We start from the raw sequence: 14091 nt of genomic DNA, 5'->3' as shown, positions 1-14091 counted from the left end.
CAAAACAACTTTAATACAATAAATTAACTATTTCAGTTTCTTCTTCTGGTTTTATTTTTTTCATTCTTATTTATTTCAATGTGTTGTGTAATTTTTGAGAATGATTTTCTTTTGTTTTTTTTAGTGATCTAAGGCAGGTTTTTAGTGGTTTTTAGATGTGGGCTGGCTTATTGGATGTTTATTATTAACAATCGTTAACCTTGCTTTCTTTGTGGTTACTATAAAAGTGGATTTTCCACTGCTAAGTCATGTTAACCATAAGGCATTAAATATGAGATGGCGTAAAATTAAAACTCTGATAATGGGAGCGAGCCTGTTCCTTATATTATCTCCATCCGTTAAAGCTCAAGAAATTTCATCAAGTCCCAAACTGGGAGAGCAAATAGAAAAAATACTCACAGATAAGTTTGCTGAAGGTAAATATTCTGCTAAAGGCGCAGATACTTGTTTAATGTGCCATCGTAAAAATAACACCGTTATGGCTATTTTTGATGGGGTGCATGGCGATATCAATAATAGCAAATCCCCAATGGCAGGATTGCAATGCGAGGCATGCCATGGGCCACTCGGACAGCACAATCAAGGAGGCAAGGAGCCAATGATTAGCTTTGGTTCTGACAGTCCATTGTCAGCACCGAGCCAAAATACCGTTTGTTTAGGTTGCCATCAAAAAACTGAGCAAAGTGGCTGGCATAGCAGCTTACATAACATGGAAGAAATAGCCTGTGCGGATTGCCATAAAGTCCATGCAGCTAAAGATCCGGTACTGCAAAAGCAACAGGTGAGCCAAGTGTGCACTTCTTGTCATACTCGGCAGAAATCCGATATGAATAAGCGTTCATCTCATCCATTAAAGTGGAATGACATGACCTGCATCGATTGTCATAACCCCCACGGTTCATTTAATGAGAGTGCCTTAAAAAAGACCTCAGTTAATGACACTTGCTATAGCTGCCATGCGGAAAAACGCGGTCCTTTCCTGTGGGAACATGCTCCTGTGACCGAAAACTGCTCCACTTGCCACAATCCCCACGGCAGTGTGAATGACGCGCTCGTCAAGCAACGCGTCCCTCAACTATGCCAACAATGTCATGCCGATGATGGACATGCTAGTCGGGTGGTCACTCAACCAGGTTCTGACGCGTTTGGTGCTGGTATGGGATGCCTCAATTGTCATAGCCAAATCCATGGCTCCAACCACCCTAGCAGCAGCAATTTTGCCCGTTGATTAAGGAGTCTGCCATGTCTTTTAAACTTAATATCATTACCTTGGGATTGCTTGCTGCTACCAGTGGTGTGAGTGCTGCAGACTTTTCTGTGCACAAAGCTAATCTGCAAGGGCTAAAGTTGGATGCTTATCAGTGTAAAAGCTGCATAGGAGAGAAGCGTTATCAAGGTGAGCTGCAGTTAAGTGCAGGCTGGGCCGAGAATGATGATATTCATGCGGGGAATACTTTTGGCGATGCCAGCGATGGATTGCGCGCGGCTATGGATGCGGACGTAGGTTATCGCAATGCGGGTTATGAAGCTAATGTTCAAGCATATCAATTGGGACTAGAGAACAGCTATGCCCACCTTGATGCGGGTCGGTCTGGACAGTATGCCCTGAACCTTGATTATCAATTATTAACTCGATACGACAGCCGAGCGCAAACGCAGTTGTGGCACAACAATGGCCTACTTTTGCCAGACACTGCGACTCGAGATGTCGATTTACAGCTGGAACGCGAAAAGGTGGGCTTGGGATTAGCCGCGCAATATGGCGTCATGCAGGCGTTTATTAACTACGACCACGAACAAAAAACGGGTAATCGTCGCAGTAGTTTAGTAACTCCTCGCCCTGTTAACTTTGCACTGCCTGTTGATGCTAACACTGAAAACCTCAATGCTGGCCTGAATATTTCGGGTGAAAATTGGTTAAGCGAGCTGGCTTACCATGGCAGTTTTTACCGAAATAATATTGATAACTTAAGCTTACCTTATTCGCCCGATGTGTATGCTGCTACGCCTGATAATGATGCCCATCAAGTCTCGTTATCTGGGCAATACATGCTTGGACGTGGCAACGTCAATGGCCGTCTCGCCGCTGGACGGATGCTTCAAGATGGCGATTTAATCCAAGTCAGTGGTAATCCGTTACAAAGCTGGGATGGTCAGGTTGATACCTTAGATGCGCGGATTGGCTTCAGCAATATGTTAAGCCCGCGATGGCGTGTTAACGGTCAGGTTGATTATAGCGAACGCGATAATAAAAGCTCTGTATGGGAGTTTGCGCAATTAGAGTTTGATAATGTCAGTGGTGCGTTTAAGCAAAATGTCCCCATGGACATCGAAAGGCTGACATACAAACTCCACAGCAGTTACCGTTTTAACAGTGAGTATCGCCTCATGGGAGGCTACGACCGTAAAGAGGTAGAACGCAGTTACCTTGAGCGAGAACAAACCCATGATGACGCATTTTGGGCCAAGCTGAATATCAGATCCTTGGCAAACACTGTGATTGATTTTGGTGGGCGCTATGAGAACCGCAGCGGCTCGGTCTACAACGCTGTCGAAAATACCTCGATTGAAGAAAATCCACTATTGCGTAAGTTTTATCTCGCAGACCGTGAGCGTCAGGCGGTTGATCTGAAGGTGAATTATGTACCACTTTCGTGGTTGACTATTGATTTAAATGGATATTATGCCAAGGATGATTACGCTAAAACCATTATAGGCCTCACTGAATCGACCGATTATGGTTATGACCTGCAATTGGGGATGCAACTCTCTGAGCAATTGCACCTCTATGCCTCAGCAAGCCAACAATGGATAGACTCCGCCATCGCGGGTAGCCAATCGTTTTCCTCACCAGACTGGTATAACGATGTTGCTGATGAATTTATCAATTTAGGTGCAGGGTTTACCTATAGTGGTTTATTCGATGACAGGCTGACACTTGGTGGGAATTATCAATTCTCCAACTCCGAAAGCGATACCTTAATCACCTATAACGAGGTCCAGCCATACGGTGATTACTACTCCTATAACCACAGTGTCGAGCTCTATGGTCGCTACGCTCTGAGTGAGCGTATGGGGCTCAAGCTAAGTTATCAGTACGAGCGTTATTACGACACTGACTATAGCCAATCCGCAGTCAATAGCATTCCTGGGTTAATCACCCTAGGCGACTTAAACCATAACTACAACGCGCACTTGCTGATGTTTACCTTCAGCTACCTGCTGCCTTGATTGATAAGAGGTAAAGACAATGGAACGCAGAAGTTTTCTAAAAATGAGTGCAGCCATGGGCTGTGCAGCAACGGTCACTGGCTGTAACTCGGGTTCAAGTGATGTGAATGTGGTGCCACCTAAGCCGCCAGTAGGCGATGAAGTACAAACTTGGTCATCTTGTTTGGTTAACTGTGGTTCAAATTGCCCCATCAAAGTATTTAGTCGTGATGGCATCATTACCCGTATTGAAGCTGATCATGAAACTAGCGATGAATACGGCAACCACCAGATCCGAGCGTGTGCCCGAGGACGTTCGCTGCGTAGCCGTACTTATGCTCCTGATCGTTTACGTACACCTATGAAGCGTGTTGGTAAGCGTGGAGAAGCTAAGTTTGTGCCAATATCATGGGATGAGGCTGCTTCAACGATTGCGAGTGAAATTCAACGTATCGCAAGTAGTTACGGTAATAAGTCGATTTTGAAACACTACGGAACAGGGGCTTATTATGGGTTTGCTAGCTCAGCGTGTTTTGATCGTGTGCTCAATCTGAACGGTGGATTCCTGAAGATTTATGGTAACTATTCTTGGGCACAGCAAAATGAAGCGGCCGCAGCAACTGGATTTGGTAGCACATCGGGTTCTTCTTTAACGGCGTTATACGATAGTGACCTGTTCCTCGGTATTGGCTACAACCCAAGTGAAATGCGTCAAAGTGGGTCGGGTGAAGGATATGATTTCTTAAAAGCACTTGAGGCGAATGCGAACCTTGAAGTGATTATGGTGGACCCACGTTATACGGACTCAATGGCGGGTAAAGAAAGCCAATGGTTACCGATTAGACCAGGAACCGATGCGGCATTTGCAGAAGCGATTGCCTATGAAATGATTAGCTCTGGATGGGTTGATACGCATTCCAAGGCATTTTTAGATAAGTATTGCGTTGGATTTGACAAGGCCTCTCTTGAAAAACTTGTCGCTGAATTTACCGCAAGTGGCGATCCTAAAAAGACTCAATATTTGCCTTATATCGACGTTGAAGACAACTATCGCAACTACATTCTTGGTGAAGGTAAGTTTGTCGATAATGGACCAAGAACCCCCGCTTGGGCAGCTAAAATTTGCGGAATATCAGAAGCAAATATTAAATCTGTCGCTAGCAAGATTATGAATGCTAAAGCACCGTTTATTGTGACTGGTGCAGGCGTAAACCGTCATGCTAATGGTGAACAAGCCATGCGTGCTTGCTATATGCTTTCGTTCCTAACCGGTAAAGTAGGGCAGTCAGGCGTAAGCAACGGCGCACTACCTTATCAAGGCAGTTTAAACCGTGCAGGTATGAGCGGCGGTAGTAATCCTGTTAAAGAATCAATTTCTTTCTTTACTTGGGCAGAAGCGATAGAGCGTGGCCATGAAATGACGGCGCGTAAAGATGGGATCCGTGGTACAGCTGATTTAGATACTCCACTTGGCGCAGATATTAAAGCGGTATTTGCGATTAACAGTAACGCATTAATTAACCAACATTCCGACTGTAACGGTACCGCTAAAATCCTCGAAGATGACACCAAGTGTGAGCTTATAGTCGTGTGTGATTGTTGGATGACACCGAGCGCACGTTATGCAGACATCTTACTGCCCGATACTACTTGGTTAGAGTCGAATGACCTAGTCAATGATAGCTACGCATCCGGGATCATGGGTTATCTCGTTGCCATGAAGGCTGCTGTTAAGCCAATGTGGGAAAGCATTTCAATGTTTGAAATGGGACGCTTAATTGCTGCCAAAATGGGTAAAGAAGCTGAGTACACAGAAGGTAAAGATGAAGCCGCTTGGTTAGAGGAACTATACCAAAAGACTCGAACAAACAGCGCGAATACCAATGCTCAACCTGCCTTCCCTAATAGTTACGCTGAAGCACAAAGGATTGGTGTGTTCCGTGCGTTTAGTAAGACGCCAGTACTTGCACTCGATAGCTATATCAATGGTGGTAAAGCGGTGAGCACACCGTCAGGTAAGGTAGAGATCTACTCATTGTCGATGGCGCAAAAGGGTAAAGACTGGATCTTTAATCCTAATGTTAAAGGCGACTACATCACTGCAATCCCCATGTATCAACCCACATGGGAAGGCTACGACGATGAAGATACTAAGGATGATTATCCTCTGCAATTAATGGGTTATCACACCAAGGGGCGTACACACTCAAGTTATCATAACGTGCCGTGGCTGCGCGAAGCCGCAGAAGATGCCGTATGGATGAACCCAACTGATGCCTTAGGTCGTGGTTTAAGAAGTGGCGATAAAGTACAGATGTGGAACGATCGTGGCACAGTTGAATTACCTGTACGGATTACCCCAAGGGTTGCCCCAGGTGTTGTGGCTTTAGGTCAGGGTGCTTGGTATCAACCTGATATCGCTCGGATTGGAAGGAGCGGGCACCCAATTGATGTTGGTGGCTGTATAAATACGTTAACTCGTTACCAACCAAGCCCTTTCGCAAAGGGAAACCCACAACACACCAATCGCGTGCAGATCGTCAAGGCATAAGGGGTAGATGAAAATGACTCAACAAACACAATATGGTTTCTATTTCGATAGCAGCAAATGTACTGGCTGTAAAACCTGTCATATTGCCTGTAAGGATCGCATGACTGGCTTGGTTCGCGCAAAAGATGATGTGATGAATAATGGTGTCGCTAATTTGCCCGGTATTATTTGGCGCCGTGTTTATGAATATGGTGGTGGTAATTGGTCGCAAAACGTCGATGGTAGTTTTGAGCAAAATGTCTTTGCTTACTACATGTCTATTGGTTGTAACCATTGCAGTGAGCCTGTGTGTGTTAAAGCCTGTCCAACAGGTGCAATGCATAAGCGCCGTGAAGATGGATTAGTCCAAGTTGCCACTGAACTTTGTATTGGTTGTGAAAGTTGCGCGAGAGCCTGCCCATATGATGCTCCACAGCTAGATATTGAGCGTAAGGTGATGACTAAATGTGATGGTTGCAGCGATAGACTCGCGGAAGGTAAAAAGCCTATTTGCGTTGATTCTTGTCCTTTACGGGCACTCGACTTTGACACTATGGATAATTTACGAGCGAAATATGGAGAGGGTGATGGTCATATTGCCCCCTTACCATCGCCCTCAATTACTTCACCAAACTTGATTATTAAGGCCAATCGAAATGGTCAACCAGTTGGTGGTAGTGGGCAATTATTAAACCCCGCAGAAGTGTAATAGTGAAAATGGGGGGCTTAGTCCCCTCATTTTTCTTCGTTTGTAAAAGGAACACTATGTCAACAATCAACACGAATGATTACCAAACCTGGGGTGCAATGGCAAAAGTGCTACATAACATTTTGTACTCGTACCCTAATATGCCGTTACTGACACAATTTAAGCGAGATGAGTTAGCAACACAGTGGCCAGAGCTTGAACTCTCGATAGGTGAACAGTCAGGAAAAGCTTTGCTAAGTAGCTATTTGACTCAATGGCAGGATGATGAATCGCAATTAATCGAGCTTCAATTAGATTATGGGCAGCTATTTTTTGGCCCTGGCGATCCTAAAGCTGCCCCCTGGGGATCGGTATACACCAGTGAGGGGCAGTTACTGAATGAGGCTTCGACTCAAAATCTGGCTAGCTTTTATAACACCCATGGTATCGAGTTATCCCTGACGCGAAATGAACCCGTAGACCATTTAGGCTTGATTTTATTAGTGTTGCAATACTTGTTTGATGAATTAGCGTTAAACCCCAATGACACACAAAAGGTGAGAGTCTGCACGCTATTGTTGCAACAACATACTTTACCTTGGGCGGGGCGCTGTTTGGCATTAGCAGAGCTTCATGCAAAGACGGATTTTTATCGTGGCATATCTATGCTTGCTCAAGTGTTTTTTGCACATTTAGGTACGAAGTTTAACGTGATACCTCAAACCGTAAAACTCTATCGCTAAAGGTTAGTTCATGACGTTTGTGACAGCAGTGAGTCATCAATGGTTAAAAGCCCAGCTTGCCTACCGACTTCAATTGAGTTTGGCTGCTTGTGAAAATATTCACGACTTATGTTGTGGCGGTACGTCATTAGCGTCAGTCACTAATATTATGTCTGCGATTATTTTTATTGAAGGTCAGCCACAATGGTTAGTTCTCGATAAAACAATGAATGAGCAGAAACTACCGGATAATATTGTGCTACATTGCTTTTTTGAATGCTGTAGAGTTTTATTTATCAGAGAGTTATCACATCAATCTCTAAGTCAAGCGGAACAACTTATTTTCACTTTAGCTGAGGTTTGGCGGAGTAAATATATCAAGACACAAGAGGTTGATAGTGTTTCTGAATCCATTTGTTCAATGATTGAGCGTTTATCTAAACAGCTTATGATGCATCGTCTACAATTGCGCACAAATACCCGAAACATGGGGGGATTGTAATAGTTCAAAATCCATTGTTTGGATAATTCTTAAGCGGAGTCCGTCACCGTCAAATAGGTTATATTCTTTATCCCTTGGTTTTGCCGTTTTGATTTCTTTATCTGTTAGGCGAGTAGTGACAATGGTCATGATGGGTACACTGTAGTTTCGAAGTCAAGGCCGTGTACCCTCAGGTGTACCCAAAAATCAAAGCTGTAGTTGGAGGTAATTAGACGTTAATGTGCCGTAAGTCATTGATTTTGCGTTGTTCAAGGCAAGAAAAAAGACGTCCTTAGACGTCTTCGTTCTTATATTTGGTGGGGCGGCGTCATTTGAATCTGTGTTTTAAGTTTTTGTATTTAAATTATTTTTATTGATTTGACTTTTTATTGGAATACCTTTTGGAATACCAAAATATGACGTTCTTGACTCTTACTGATTTCATTATCATCTAGAGAACGTGTCGTTGTAGATTTTTGTCGCTTGGAGCAAAAGCTTGTCATCTACCTTGCCGCTCTGATCATGAGTGGTAACTATCAAGTCGTACAAAGTCGCTATACCGTTTTGGAGCTCTTCTATTAGTTTGTTATCTACCGTTGCATTAGGCTCTTTAATGCTTGTAGTTAACTTACTTTGCATTTTTTCGAATTTTAAAGCGACCTGAGCAGCTTTCAGAGCGAGTCTCTCTTGTTTCAACCGAGCTTCCAAGTCATTTTTATGTTTTGAAAACTCCACATAATCTCCTGTTATAAGCTGCGTTACGACTTCTGCTTGTGTTTGTTTGCTGCACATTTGCGAGAATTTAACAGCCGTCGCTTTGTCGAGACTAATCGATAATGAAGTTTTACCGTTTATTTGACGATGTTTTCTCACTCTCCATGCATTCCTCATTGCACCAGCTAATAACTTGATTGTTGCTAGGTCAGTATGATGCTCAATAAAAAAATCGACTAAGTGGCATTTTAATCCTCCTATTGAAGAGAAAAGGTGAGGAGTTGGAATTGCCTTCTTGTGTAAGTAATTCGTCATCCACTGGCGCTCAGTTATCGTTTCTGAGTCTAGGAAATCGAATAGGTTTGCGATGACGTCAGGAGAAATTGAATAATTTTTAGACATAAAATAAGTGCTCTATTTTATCATTACATGTAATGTAACATGTTTTTTAATTCTTCATAAGCCATGGTATGGCGTGTATTTTGTGGTAAAAAGTAGTGTATTACCCAAGTTCATATAAGGTCTGATATGTTACTTTTGAATTCAATGACGGGGGCGACTCCTGAGATTCGGTTAGTATTGCTCGCCTGGGCTGCGCACTTCGGGAACAGTTACCAATCGGGAGAAATGAATGAATTTGCAAGTACTCTAAAAGTCTCTAAGCGACATATTAGGTCTGCGCTTAAATATCTCGTGCGGGAGGGATATATCTGGAAGTGTAAGAGTATTGTTGAACAACATGGCGTGAAAAAGTCTAAATTACGTTTTGATTGTGGCTTAACTGACGAATGTTGGAAGATGTGGAGTGAACTTGCTGCGTCTTGCAAATGGATGGATGAACTACGCTTTGCTCTTCTTGATGCAGGTAAGGATGGTACCTATCAATCTGGCCAACTGACTGTTATTAGTGAATCTATGCGCTTGGTAAGGGCTGCTTTGCTCATAATGTCGAATAATGCAGGATACGTCATTGGGTGTAACAGTAAGGTTTTATGCAAAAAGTTAGGTATGAGTGAGGCGAAATTACGCCAGACGATCGACAAACTGGCTAAAGCTAATTCAATTACAATCGCTACCAAGGGCGCGGCTCGTTCAGAACTACTGAACCGCATATTACCAATCTATCAAATTCGTCCTAAAATCCCCGCCATGTGTACTATTAAGCTTGGGGTGAGTCTATCTAGGTTACGTCTACTACCTCTGCAGTTCACTGAAAATTTAGCTTTGTTTCACCGTCGCGTACTTGCTCTTAAGCAAACTAAAAAAAATAGATATCCAAATCAAAATTCATTACTGTCTAATGAGCAATATTGGGCACTATCCAAAAGATTTAACAATAAAGAATTGACCGACTCGATTCATCATATGTGCATGTCCACGGTTTTATCTTTGGTACCTTTGTATGTATCAGGCTCTTTGTCAAAAGGGCTAGCTAAACCAGAAGCAATTGATGCGTTGAAGGCTCGAGTTACGCTGCTGCTGTCCGAAGGATTTTTATATGAGCCACAGGCAGTGCCTAAAGTCAGGAATAGCAAACAGAAGGATATTGATACCTTAAAAGACTTTACCTTCCATGCGTTAACCGAAGAAGTAGTTAATCTAATACTAGAGCTTTCAAAGTCATGGTTGCTTTTTAAGAATGTTTACGGCGATAGCGCAAAACTAATCGATTATCTTCCGAATCATCAAATGGTCGCAATAGCCACCGAAATCAACGAAATGGTAGCTCATCAGCAGTGTAAGGATGACCAGGATGTTCAACAAGATATTGTGAACGATATCAATACGATAGTTTTTTGTGTTTTGAGTGTGAGCATTCCAAAACAAGTTAAAGATGATGATTGTATGATTTTAGGGCGTAAGTTGCTTACGGTTAACTCCAGAGTTGAAGATGTGCGAATTCAGCGTATAAAAAGGTTAATTTTATTGGAAAAGGTTAGCTTTCAAGCCTAACAGGATTTCGGATTAGTAATATAGGGTAGGTCTGTTGCTGTTTGACCAGTTGTAGGCTGCGATTGCCATACTGTGATGTCGTGTAGAAATAAACATACAGGGTACATCTTGTGAATTAATCACAGGAGTATCACCATGACACCATTCAATCCAAGCTTCTTACAGATGACTAGCGAATATCCGCTAGTACCAGAGTATCAAGCTATCATACAACGCACACTTGAATTAGAACTTAGTAACTTCAATCGAGTTTGTGCAATGCGCTTTGATTTGAGATTTCCTGACAACATGTTTTATCAAGACCCTAAAGTGATCTCGCGTTTTATTGACTCATTTAAGGCTCATTTACGAGCCTTAAATGAGTCAACGCTTGGGCTCTCATAGCATCGGCTTTAGTTATGTCTGGTGTCGCGAAAGAGATCGCTCACCAAACTGGCATTACCATTTGATCTTTTTGTTTAATAAAGATGCCGTATGTGGCTTTGGAAGTAATACTTTTGGTGATGACAGTATCTACAATCGAATTTTAGACTCATGGGCGAGTGCAATTCCCATTCCTGTAGAACAGGCTATAGGTTTAGTTCATATATGTAAGAACGGGGTGTACTGGCTTGATCAGCGTTCAGCGGATTTTCCTTCACAGCTAGCCTTGGCAATGGAACGATTTAGTTATCTTGCTAAAGATAAAACGAAAGACATTAATGATGGATACCGAAATTTTGGTTCTAGCCAAAAATTATATTTGATTTAGCTCCATTATCATTGGCGGTATTCATACCAAAGTATGTTACCCACCAGCAGAAAAAGTGTCAGTATGTTTATTAGACGAATATTCATAGCGAATAGGCAATAGATTTGAGTTGGTGGATTATTGCTGCGTGAGCAATCCCTTAGCCTCACTCTCACGCAGCAATAACTATAGTTTGCGGTTAAAATTTACATAGGACTCTAAGGTTATGAAATTAACCCACAAGGAATGTCAAAATGGATATAGGTCACAGAGAGTTACAACTACATCTAAATAGCCAATATTATTGCTTGGCGCTAGATAAACTCGACTTAATTTCACAAACCATGAGAGCCGCTCTAAATAAGTATTCAAGAGTTTTTATGGTCCGGTTTGATGTGCATTTACCAGGGTTGAATTTAAAATATTCACCAAAAATTTATGATTCAGCTATAATAGACCGGTTTATTGACTACCTAAAAGGCACTATTCAAAAGGGAAGTTTTCCACAGGGCTGCAAGGGTAAGCAAACTTATCCCAGTAAAATGTTCTATGCATGGTCAAAACACTATTCAGATGCAGATACAGACCATTATCATGTTGTCATTTTCCTTAATCATGATGTTTGCAGTCACTTGGGGGATTTCAGTGTCCATGGATATAACCTGAATACTAAGATTGTTGAAGCTTGGGCCTGCGCATTGGAGCTAGATAGCGCTAGTACTAAGTTTCTAGTGGATTACCCTGAGGATACACCTGTTTACTACCTCAATCGTAATGCTAAAAAATTCCCTCTGACTTTTGACAAAGCATTCTTTCACCTAAGCTATTTAGCCAAACTAGGGACTAAGCACTATGAAGATAGGATGTATTCATTTGGGTGTAGCAAAGTGTAGGCGGATAACATTTTTGGTTGGCAATAAAATTTAAAATGAATTGACAGGAGGGGGTAACCCTCCTGTGTCATCAAATTTTGCCAAACTCATTGGCTGTTAAAAATGTGGTTTTAAAACGATGACGTTATTGCGTAAAACACTAGTCCCATTCATACCCACAGTCACGGCAGCACCAACCACCATCATAACGGATGATGTCATCAGATGAACCACAATTTGGGCATTTGAGCATTGAGGCTGTTTTGATAGGGATAAATCTTAAAAACTTCATTTACTTCTCCTTAGTAAGCTTTTATTTAGCCGAGACGTTCCTGTTCAATCAATTTGCCTTGTACCTACCTAGTAGATGCTTTCTTAAACCATTGGGTAAAATATCAAAGGCTTTTTATGCAATAGCATGGAAATCCAAGCTCGGAGTTGAGTATAGTTTGTCTCGATAATCGAGACAAGTGTTTTTGCATCTATCATTTAAACACTATGCAAAAACAACTATATTCACCTATCAACGAGGCATTTGTTTCTTGGCTGAAAAATGCTCGGGAAGCTAAAGGGCTGACTCTTCGTGATGTGGGCAAACTTATAGGCCGCCATCATTCCATCATTGGTAATGTTGAAAATATGTCTCGTAGAATGGATGTGGCGGAGTTTGTTGTATACTGCCAGGCGCTGGAGCTTGATCCGATTGAGTGTATTGAAGCTTTAAAAAAGATGAATGCCAGAATAAACATTCCAAGTTCCAAGGACCTCATTGATACACCTTAGATAATTTCCCTGCAAAGACAAAAAAATAAGGAGGGTAATCCCTCCTTATTGTTAGATTTCTAGCTCGACAAAGTCCTTATCGATATCGTCTTGCTCAATACCTATATACCGCAGGGTAGTTTCTTCGGCGCTGTGTCTGAGCATCTTCATTACTCGACCAATATCTTTGGTTTGTTGATACAGCAGATAGCCTCGCGTCTTACGCATTGAGTGGGTGCCTAAGGCGATTTTGAGCTCTTCTCCAATCATTGCTAGTGCTCGGCAAATATAGCGGCGTGACAAAGGCGCGGGTTTGGTGTTTTTCGCTCGTTGATTACGGTAGGACTGAAATAGATAGATATGGTTAGGATGCTCGCGCGCAATACGCTGTATCCGTTCCAGCGTTTTTGAGTTGAGTTTGATATTGGCGATTTTGCCGGTTTTGGATTCCTTAATGATAAGCCTATCGCCGTGGATATCACTGAACTTAATCGAGAGTAAGTCAGAAATCCTCAGGGCGAGATTAAGGCCGATATTCCACACATCGGCCAGTTGCTGGCTAAACTGTCTTTCGAGTAGATAGCTGATAAGCTTAACGGTGTCTTGATCTTTAACCGCTTGAACTTCAGGCATGGTCATGTTCCTCTTTTTTGCTATAGCGTGTTTTTGGGTACTTGCGTTATTGAAAGCCTTATGGGGCAAGGGGTTGAGTGTTCCCGTTTTATGGTTACGGGAACTTGCGGGCGTTCAATAACATTGAAGTAACGATGTGGGTTAATCCAAGCTCACTTCTACTTGATAGACTTCCATCTGGTAGTAACTGACAAAGTTATCGCTGAACAACTTAATCAGTCCCTGTGATTCCCGCTCTCCAATCCAACCGCTAAACAGGCTATAGACTTGCTTGCTGTTAAAGCAGATATCGATGTCTTTAACCAGTTCAGGGAAAGGATGGCCGCGAAAAGCAAAGTCGGTGATGTAGACGAAACGCCAGTGATCTTGCTGTTTCTCAAGCCGTACTTCGACGGGATGAAAGCCACCATCTTCGGCGCTGTAATCTGGGTCTCGAAAATTAAGGGTGATGGCGTTAGCGTCTTTTGGTGTGACGTTAGCCAGCTCCTTTTCAATCACTTGGTAAAAACGATCGGGCATCGCTGGCAGTTGGTTACGCTTGATAGTTAATGTCATGGAATATTCCTTATTTAAAAACGTGCATACGCAAGAGCCAAGGCGCAGTCACGCCTTGGCTCTTGTTGTCTATGCGGTTGGGTTAATAAAACAGTGGTTGGTCGAGCTGTTTAAGGTGAGTCGCTAAGGGCTGCTTGATAGAGCTCTAAAGCTAGGGTTTAGGAAAAGGTGCTTACGGTTAGGGAATTGGTGCAGGCTTACGAACTCGAACAAGTTATCGAGTGAGGGCGAAGTTGCTGGT

The 14091-nt window shown here is 42.6% G+C and carries 14 protein-coding genes; 10 read left to right on the top strand and 4 right to left on the bottom strand.

Annotation, left to right across the window (positions count from 1 at the left end; all coding sequences use genetic code 11):
- The first annotated feature begins 271 nt into the window (after nt 1-271).
- From MMG82_RS15335 to MMG82_RS15310, 6 genes are read left to right on the top strand one after another with little or no spacing between them, the layout of a single operon-like run.
- Nucleotides 272-1228 (top strand): DmsE family decaheme c-type cytochrome, encoded by a 957-nt coding sequence (locus tag MMG82_RS15335; protein WP_241407063.1) that lies wholly within the window; start codon nt 272-274, stop codon nt 1226-1228.
- Between the two features lie 14 nt (nt 1229-1242).
- Nucleotides 1243-3231 carry an MtrB/PioB family decaheme-associated outer membrane protein gene (locus tag MMG82_RS15330; protein ID WP_241407062.1) on the top strand — a complete coding sequence of 663 codons (1989 nt, stop codon included), beginning with the start codon at nt 1243-1245 and terminating at the stop codon, nt 3229-3231.
- Between the two features lie 19 nt (nt 3232-3250).
- On the top strand, nt 3251-5761 hold the full coding sequence (locus tag MMG82_RS15325; RefSeq protein ID WP_047538079.1) for a DMSO/selenate family reductase complex A subunit: 2511 nt from the start codon (nt 3251-3253) through the stop codon (nt 5759-5761).
- Between the two features lie 13 nt (nt 5762-5774).
- A complete protein-coding gene (locus MMG82_RS15320) occupies nt 5775-6449 on the top strand; it encodes a DMSO/selenate family reductase complex B subunit (RefSeq protein ID WP_037425569.1) in 675 nt (224 codons plus the stop codon).
- 56 nt (nt 6450-6505) lie between these two features.
- Nucleotides 6506-7171: a molecular chaperone TorD family protein gene (locus MMG82_RS15315; RefSeq protein ID WP_037425523.1), complete on the top strand. Its 666-nt coding sequence runs from the start codon at nt 6506-6508 to the stop codon at nt 7169-7171.
- A 10-nt stretch (nt 7172-7181) separates the two neighbouring features.
- A complete protein-coding gene (locus tag MMG82_RS15310; RefSeq protein ID WP_037425527.1) occupies nt 7182-7652 on the top strand; it encodes a hypothetical protein in 471 nt (156 codons plus the stop codon).
- Between the two features lie 426 nt (nt 7653-8078).
- Here the strand turns inward: MMG82_RS15310 and MMG82_RS15305 are convergent, their stop codons facing one another.
- Complete coding sequence (locus MMG82_RS15305) at nt 8079-8747, bottom strand: hypothetical protein (protein ID WP_241407061.1); 669 nt, start codon at nt 8745-8747, stop codon at nt 8079-8081.
- A gap of 126 nt (nt 8748-8873) precedes the next feature.
- Between MMG82_RS15305 and MMG82_RS15300 the strand changes: the two genes are divergently transcribed.
- The 3 genes from MMG82_RS15300 (at nt 8874) to MMG82_RS15290 (ending at nt 11921) form a co-directional block, all read left to right on the top strand.
- Complete coding sequence (locus tag MMG82_RS15300; protein WP_241407060.1) at nt 8874-10298, top strand: hypothetical protein; 1425 nt, start codon at nt 8874-8876, stop codon at nt 10296-10298.
- A gap of 358 nt (nt 10299-10656) precedes the next feature.
- The gene (locus tag MMG82_RS15295; RefSeq protein ID WP_277622232.1) at nt 10657-11049 is read left to right on the top strand and encodes an inovirus-type Gp2 protein; all 393 of its coding nucleotides are present in this window, start codon (nt 10657-10659) and stop codon (nt 11047-11049) included.
- Nucleotides 11050-11282: 233 nt separating this feature from the next.
- On the top strand, nt 11283-11921 hold the full coding sequence (locus tag MMG82_RS15290) for an inovirus Gp2 family protein (RefSeq protein ID WP_241407059.1): 639 nt from the start codon (nt 11283-11285) through the stop codon (nt 11919-11921).
- Between the two features lie 139 nt (nt 11922-12060).
- On the opposite strand, the gene MMG82_RS21605 is transcribed toward MMG82_RS15290, so the two are convergent.
- On the bottom strand, nt 12061-12192 hold the full coding sequence (locus tag MMG82_RS21605) for a hypothetical protein (protein WP_277622231.1): 132 nt from the start codon (nt 12190-12192) through the stop codon (nt 12061-12063).
- 206 nt (nt 12193-12398) lie between these two features.
- Here MMG82_RS21605 and MMG82_RS15285 point away from each other — a divergent pair, with 206 nt between their 5' ends.
- Nucleotides 12399-12683 (top strand): helix-turn-helix domain-containing protein, encoded by a 285-nt coding sequence (locus MMG82_RS15285; RefSeq protein WP_241407058.1) that lies wholly within the window; start codon nt 12399-12401, stop codon nt 12681-12683.
- A gap of 51 nt (nt 12684-12734) precedes the next feature.
- Here the strand turns inward: MMG82_RS15285 and MMG82_RS15280 are convergent, their stop codons facing one another.
- Complete coding sequence (locus MMG82_RS15280) at nt 12735-13295, bottom strand: tyrosine-type recombinase/integrase (RefSeq protein ID WP_126511665.1); 561 nt, start codon at nt 13293-13295, stop codon at nt 12735-12737.
- Between the two features lie 141 nt (nt 13296-13436).
- Entirely contained in the window at nt 13437-13850 is a 414-nt protein-coding gene (locus MMG82_RS15275) for a DUF2787 domain-containing protein (RefSeq protein WP_241407057.1), read from the bottom strand.
- Between the last annotated feature and the right edge of the window lie 241 nt (nt 13851-14091).

Origin of the sequence: Shewanella sp. MM_2022_3 (assembly GCF_022557375.1) — a bacterium.
GTDB classification, from domain to species: Bacteria; Pseudomonadota; Gammaproteobacteria; order Enterobacterales; family Shewanellaceae; genus Shewanella; species Shewanella xiamenensis.
The sequence above is the reverse complement of the archived record's forward strand: the minus strand, read 5'-3'. Positions and strand labels throughout refer to the sequence as shown.

Excerpts from the sequence above, each read along its gene's own strand:
- MMG82_RS15280 (WP_126511665.1), bottom strand. The coding sequence starts at position 13,295 with ATGCCTGAAGTTCAAGCGGTTAAAGATCAAGACACCGTTAAGCTTATC.
- MMG82_RS15295 (WP_277622232.1), top strand. The coding sequence starts at position 10,657 with ATGAGTCAACGCTTGGGCTCTCATAGCATCGGCTTTAGTTATGTCTGG.
- MMG82_RS15320 (WP_037425569.1), top strand. The coding sequence starts at position 5,775 with ATGACTCAACAAACACAATATGGTTTCTATTTCGATAGCAGCAAATGT.
- MMG82_RS21605 (WP_277622231.1), bottom strand. The coding sequence starts at position 12,192 with ATGAAGTTTTTAAGATTTATCCCTATCAAAACAGCCTCAATGCTCAAA.
- MMG82_RS15310 (WP_037425527.1), top strand. The coding sequence starts at position 7,182 with ATGACGTTTGTGACAGCAGTGAGTCATCAATGGTTAAAAGCCCAGCTT.
- MMG82_RS15330 (WP_241407062.1), top strand. The coding sequence starts at position 1,243 with ATGTCTTTTAAACTTAATATCATTACCTTGGGATTGCTTGCTGCTACC.
- MMG82_RS15285 (WP_241407058.1), top strand. The coding sequence starts at position 12,399 with ATGCAAAAACAACTATATTCACCTATCAACGAGGCATTTGTTTCTTGG.
- MMG82_RS15335 (WP_241407063.1), top strand. The coding sequence starts at position 272 with ATGAGATGGCGTAAAATTAAAACTCTGATAATGGGAGCGAGCCTGTTC.
- MMG82_RS15300 (WP_241407060.1), top strand. The coding sequence starts at position 8,874 with ATGTTACTTTTGAATTCAATGACGGGGGCGACTCCTGAGATTCGGTTA.
- MMG82_RS15305 (WP_241407061.1), bottom strand. The coding sequence starts at position 8,747 with ATGTCTAAAAATTATTCAATTTCTCCTGACGTCATCGCAAACCTATTC.
- MMG82_RS15275 (WP_241407057.1), bottom strand. The coding sequence starts at position 13,850 with ATGACATTAACTATCAAGCGTAACCAACTGCCAGCGATGCCCGATCGT.
- MMG82_RS15315 (WP_037425523.1), top strand. The coding sequence starts at position 6,506 with ATGTCAACAATCAACACGAATGATTACCAAACCTGGGGTGCAATGGCA.
- MMG82_RS15325 (WP_047538079.1), top strand. The coding sequence starts at position 3,251 with ATGGAACGCAGAAGTTTTCTAAAAATGAGTGCAGCCATGGGCTGTGCA.
- MMG82_RS15290 (WP_241407059.1), top strand. The coding sequence starts at position 11,283 with ATGGATATAGGTCACAGAGAGTTACAACTACATCTAAATAGCCAATAT.